The sequence below is a fragment of the Dietzia sp. SYD-A1 genome (genome assembly GCF_015356725.1).
Classification (GTDB): domain Bacteria; phylum Actinomycetota; class Actinomycetes; order Mycobacteriales; family Mycobacteriaceae; genus Dietzia.
On sequence record NZ_JADDKI010000632.1, the window covers coordinates 1 to 3,849 of the forward strand.

5 protein-coding genes and 1 pseudogene are annotated in these 3,849 nt (G+C 71.4%); 3 read left to right on the plus strand and 3 right to left on the minus strand.

Features of this window, described 5'->3' with window-relative positions; translation table 11 throughout:
• The 3 genes from IY392_RS17900 to IY392_RS17910 form a co-directional block, all read left to right on the plus strand.
• The coding region (locus IY392_RS17900) for an ABC transporter permease (RefSeq protein ID WP_228549601.1) at window positions 1–799 on the plus strand (799 nt) is incomplete at its 5' end.
• A 16-nt stretch (window positions 800–815) separates the two neighbouring features.
• Window positions 816–1,583 (plus strand): ABC transporter ATP-binding protein, encoded by a 768-nt coding sequence (locus tag IY392_RS17905; RefSeq protein WP_375292931.1) that lies wholly within the window; start codon window positions 816–818, stop codon window positions 1,581–1,583.
• Window positions 1,580–2,638 (plus strand): ABC transporter substrate-binding protein, encoded by a 1,059-nt coding sequence (locus IY392_RS17910; protein WP_182613401.1) that lies wholly within the window; start codon window positions 1,580–1,582, stop codon window positions 2,636–2,638. The genes IY392_RS17905 and IY392_RS17910 overlap by 4 nt, the downstream gene beginning before the upstream one ends.
• A 51-nt stretch (window positions 2,639–2,689) precedes the next feature.
• On the opposite strand, the gene IY392_RS17915 is transcribed toward IY392_RS17910, so the two are convergent.
• The 3 genes and pseudogenes from IY392_RS17915 to IY392_RS17925 form a co-directional block, all read right to left on the minus strand.
• Window positions 2,690–3,082 carry a VTT domain-containing protein gene (locus IY392_RS17915; protein ID WP_182613402.1) on the minus strand — a complete coding sequence of 131 codons (393 nt, stop codon included), beginning with the start codon at window positions 3,080–3,082 and terminating at the stop codon, window positions 2,690–2,692.
• Between the two features lie 37 nt (window positions 3,083–3,119).
• Window positions 3,120–3,428 (minus strand): antibiotic biosynthesis monooxygenase, encoded by a 309-nt coding sequence (locus tag IY392_RS17920; protein ID WP_017835976.1) that lies wholly within the window; start codon window positions 3,426–3,428, stop codon window positions 3,120–3,122.
• Window positions 3,429–3,467: 39 nt separating this feature from the next.
• A pseudogene (locus tag IY392_RS17925) lies at window positions 3,468–3,849 on the minus strand (A/G-specific adenine glycosylase); the annotation flags it as partial.

The following is a 3,849-nucleotide window of genomic DNA, read 5'->3' on the forward strand; positions in this document are numbered from 1 at the left end:
GAACCGGACGCCCCGGTCCCCGGGGCGCCGCGTCGCGAGGCCCCGCAGGGCCCTCCGCGGCATGACATGGCTGCGCTGGCTCAGCCCCGTCGTGCTGATCCTGATCTGGCAGATCGCCGGCGCCACGGGCCTCCTGCCGGAGCGGATCCTTCCCGCCCCGCAGCTGATCGCCTCCTCGGCGCTGGAGCTCATCGCCTCCGGCGAACTCGCGGACGCGCTGGCGGTCTCGGGCGTCCGCGTGGCCCAGGGGTTCGTCCTGGGGGCCGTGGCCGGACTGGTCCTCGGGGTGATCGTCGGGACCTCGCGGGTCGCGGACGCCCTCGTGGACCCCCCGCTGCAGATGCTGCGCGCGCTTCCCCACCTCGGGCTGATCCCGCTGTTCATCCTGTGGTTCGGCATCGGCGAGACCCCCAAGGTGCTCCTCATCGCACTCGGGGTGGTGTTTCCCATCTACCTCAACACCGCGTCGGGATTGCGGCAGGTGGATCCCAGGCTGCAGGACATGGCCACGGTCTTCGGATTCAGCCGGCGCCAGCGACTGACGGAGGTGATCCTGCCGTCGATCGCGCCCCAGGTCCTGGTGGGCGTGCGCCAGTCGCTCGCGATCGCCTGGCTGACCCTCATCGTGGCCGAGCAGCTCAACGCGACCAACGGCATCGGTTACCTCATCATGAACGCCCGTGACTACTTCCGCATCGACGTGATCATCGTCGGCCTGGTCGTGTACGCGCTGCTGGGGATCCTCACCGACGCGATCGTGCGCGTCGCCGAGGCCCGCGCACTGCGCCACTACCGATGACCACCGCCCAGCGCACATGACCACCGTCCAGCGATCGGGAGCCCCAGGAATGCCCACCACCCTCGCCCCCGCGGGCGCGCTCCGCGGTGTCACCCGCAGCTTCGGCGACACCACCGTTCTCCGGAACCTCGACCTGACCATCCCTCGAGGCGACATCGTCGCCCTGCTCGGCCGGAGTGGCAGCGGGAAGTCGACCGCGCTGCGCATACTGGCCGGACTCGACCGGGATCTCGAGTCGGGCGACGTCCACATCGACGGCCCGCCGGCTGTCGTGTTCCAGGATTCCCGTCTGCTGCCCTGGCGGACCGTGGCCGAGAACGTCCGGCACGGTCTCAACAGGGTCGAGGTCGGCCGCGGGGAGAAGTCGGACCGGGTCACCGAGATCCTCGCCGAGGTGGGCCTGGAGGGCCGAGAGGCTGCCTACCCCGGAGAACTCTCCGGCGGCCAGGCGCAGCGGACCTCGCTCGCCCGGGCGCTCGTCGCGGAGCCTGCGCTGCTGCTGCTCGACGAGCCCTTCGGCGCGCTCGACGCCCTCACCCGGAGGACCATGCACCGACTCCTGCTGAGGCTGTGGACCCACCACGGCTTCGGGGTCCTGCTGGTGACGCACGACGTCGACGAGGCGGTGTCTCTGGCCGACCGGGTGCACGTCCTGGACGACGGCGTCATCGGCCACACCGAGACCATCGACCTGCCCCGCGGTGGGGGCGAGACGGGCCGCCACCGCCGCTCTCTCCTCGACGCGTTGGGCGTCGACCACACAGACGAGGACCACTCGATATGACCACCACGCTCTCCCCGATCCACCGACGCCCCGCGATCCCTGCCGTTCTGCTGGCGCTGGCGCTGGCGTTGATCGTGCTGCTCGTCGGCGCCGGGTGCGCCACCCGCGACTCCGAGGCCGCGGCGCCGGTGCCCGACCGGGTCGATCTCGCGGACCTGTCCGGCCTCGTCCTGCGCGTGGGGGACCAGAAGGGTGGCACGCAGGCCCTGCTCACCGCGGCGGGAGAGCTCGATGATCTCCCGTACGAGATCGAGTTCTCCACGTTCACCTCCGGCCCGCCCCAGGTGGAGGCGCTCAACGCGGGGCAGATCGATCTGGCCGTGACGGGTAACACCCCGCCGGTCTTCGGGGCGGCCGCGGGGGCGCGGGCGTCGATCGTCTCGGCCTACGCCAACGGGGGTGAGGGGGACCGGATCCTCGTCCCCGGTGACTCTCCCGTGCGGTCCGTGGCGGACCTCGCGGGCCGGAAGGTCCTGGTGGCCAAGGGCACGTCGGCGCACGGGCATCTCCTGCTGCAGCTCCGCGGTGCCGGGGTCTCGCCGGAGTCCGTCGAGATGGTCTTTCTCCAGCCGGCCGAGGCGGGTTCCGCCTTCGCGCGCGGTGACGCCGACGCGTGGGCCATCTGGGATCCGTACACGGCCATCACGCAGACCACGACCGATGCCCGGACCATCGCGACGGCGGCGGAGGCGTCCAACGGCTTCTGGTTCGGGCTCGCCTCCCACGACGCCCTCGCCGACGCGCGACGTCAGACCGCGATCGCCGACCTCCTGGTCCGACTCGCCGAGGCGGGGACCTGGACGGCACAGAACCCAGCGCAGTGGGCCGCGTTCTACGGGGAGGCCGTGGGACTGACCCCGGAGGCCGCCGAACTCTCGCAGAGTCGCAGTACCCGCAGACCGGTGGCGCTCGCGGACACGGTGGAACGCGAACAGCAGCTCGCAGACGTGTTCACCGAGGACGGACAGATCGACCCCGTGGACATCGAGGCCCTGGTCGACGACAGGTACGCGGATGTGCTCGGGCCGGTGGTCGGGCCCGTGCCCGGGAGGTAGCGACCCGGTCGGGTGACCGGTCGGCCGGTGCGGTCGGACCGTCTGGTCGGGTCAGGAGGAGACCGTGGACCAGAGGGTGGTGATCGCACTCCACCCGACCATGCCCACAGTGGAGTAGAGCAGTGCCCACAACGCACAGCCGACCACCACCGCCGGCAGGTACCGGGTCAGCGGCATGCGGGTGAACCCGGCGGAGAAATTGATCGCCGTCTGCACACCCACGGTGAGGAACGACAGCGGTACCGCGACCACGCCGTAGCGTGCGGACAGTTTCTGCGCGCGTTGCATGTGCCGGCCCTCCAGGTGGCGGGCGACCCTGTCGCTCAGCCTGCCGCCGCTCAGCGCGCCGCGGCCCAGCCAGTAGGTGGCGTTGGCGCGCAGCATCACGATGACGAAGAGCAGGCCGAAGGCGATCGGATACGGCTGTTCCGAGATCCGGTCCACGTGAGATGACGGGGTGCGCCGGCGGAGGTGCCGGGCGTCAGGCGGACGGTGCGACGTCCAGCACGACGTCGAACTCGAGAAGGGTGGCCCCCTCGGCGACGGGCTTGCCGTGCTGGCCGGCGTGGGCGGTCCGGGCGTCACCGTCACGCCAGGCGGCGAAGGACGCCTCGTCCTCCCAGGTGGTCACCACGAAGTAGCGGTCCTCGCCGGCGGTGGGGCGCAGCAGTTGGAAACCGAGGAAGCCGGGGGAGTTCTCCACGGTGTGGGCGCGCTCGGCGAAGCGACGCTCCAGTTCGGGTCCGGCCTGACTCGGTACGGACAGGGCATTGATCTTGACGACGGCCATGTAGGTGAGCCTACGCTTCGTCGCGGCGATCCCGGTCGGTCAGCCCGGCAGGGAATAGATATCGCCGGCCCTCACCATCAACCCGTCTGCCACGAGCGAGTCGAGAGCTCGTTCGCGCTGGGCCGGATCGGGCCACACCGCGTCGAGCCGGTCCCGTCCCGCCGTGCCGTCGCCGTCGCGCAGGACGTCGAGGAGTAGTCCGCGGACCTGGCGATCGGTTCCGACGAAGGTCTGGGTGCGGCGCCGTGGCCCGTCCCATTCGGGCCTACCGGCGGCCAGCCACGCGCACGACGGGGTCAGGGGGCAGTCGTCGCATCGCGGCGCCCGGGCCGTGCAGACCAACGCGCCGAGCTCCATCAGGGCCACGGAGAAGGCGACCGCCCGTTCGCGGCCCGGCGGCAGCAGGGCGTCGACCGCCGAG

Bases quoted from the DNA above. Each gene is read 5' to 3' on its own strand.
- IY392_RS17905 (WP_375292931.1), top strand. From the start codon at position 816: ATGACCACCGTCCAGCGATCGGGAGCCCCAGGAATGCCCACCACCCTC.
- IY392_RS17910 (WP_182613401.1), top strand. From the start codon at position 1,580: ATGACCACCACGCTCTCCCCGATCCACCGACGCCCCGCGATCCCTGCC.
- IY392_RS17920 (WP_017835976.1), bottom strand. From the start codon at position 3,428: ATGGCCGTCGTCAAGATCAATGCCCTGTCCGTACCGAGTCAGGCCGGA.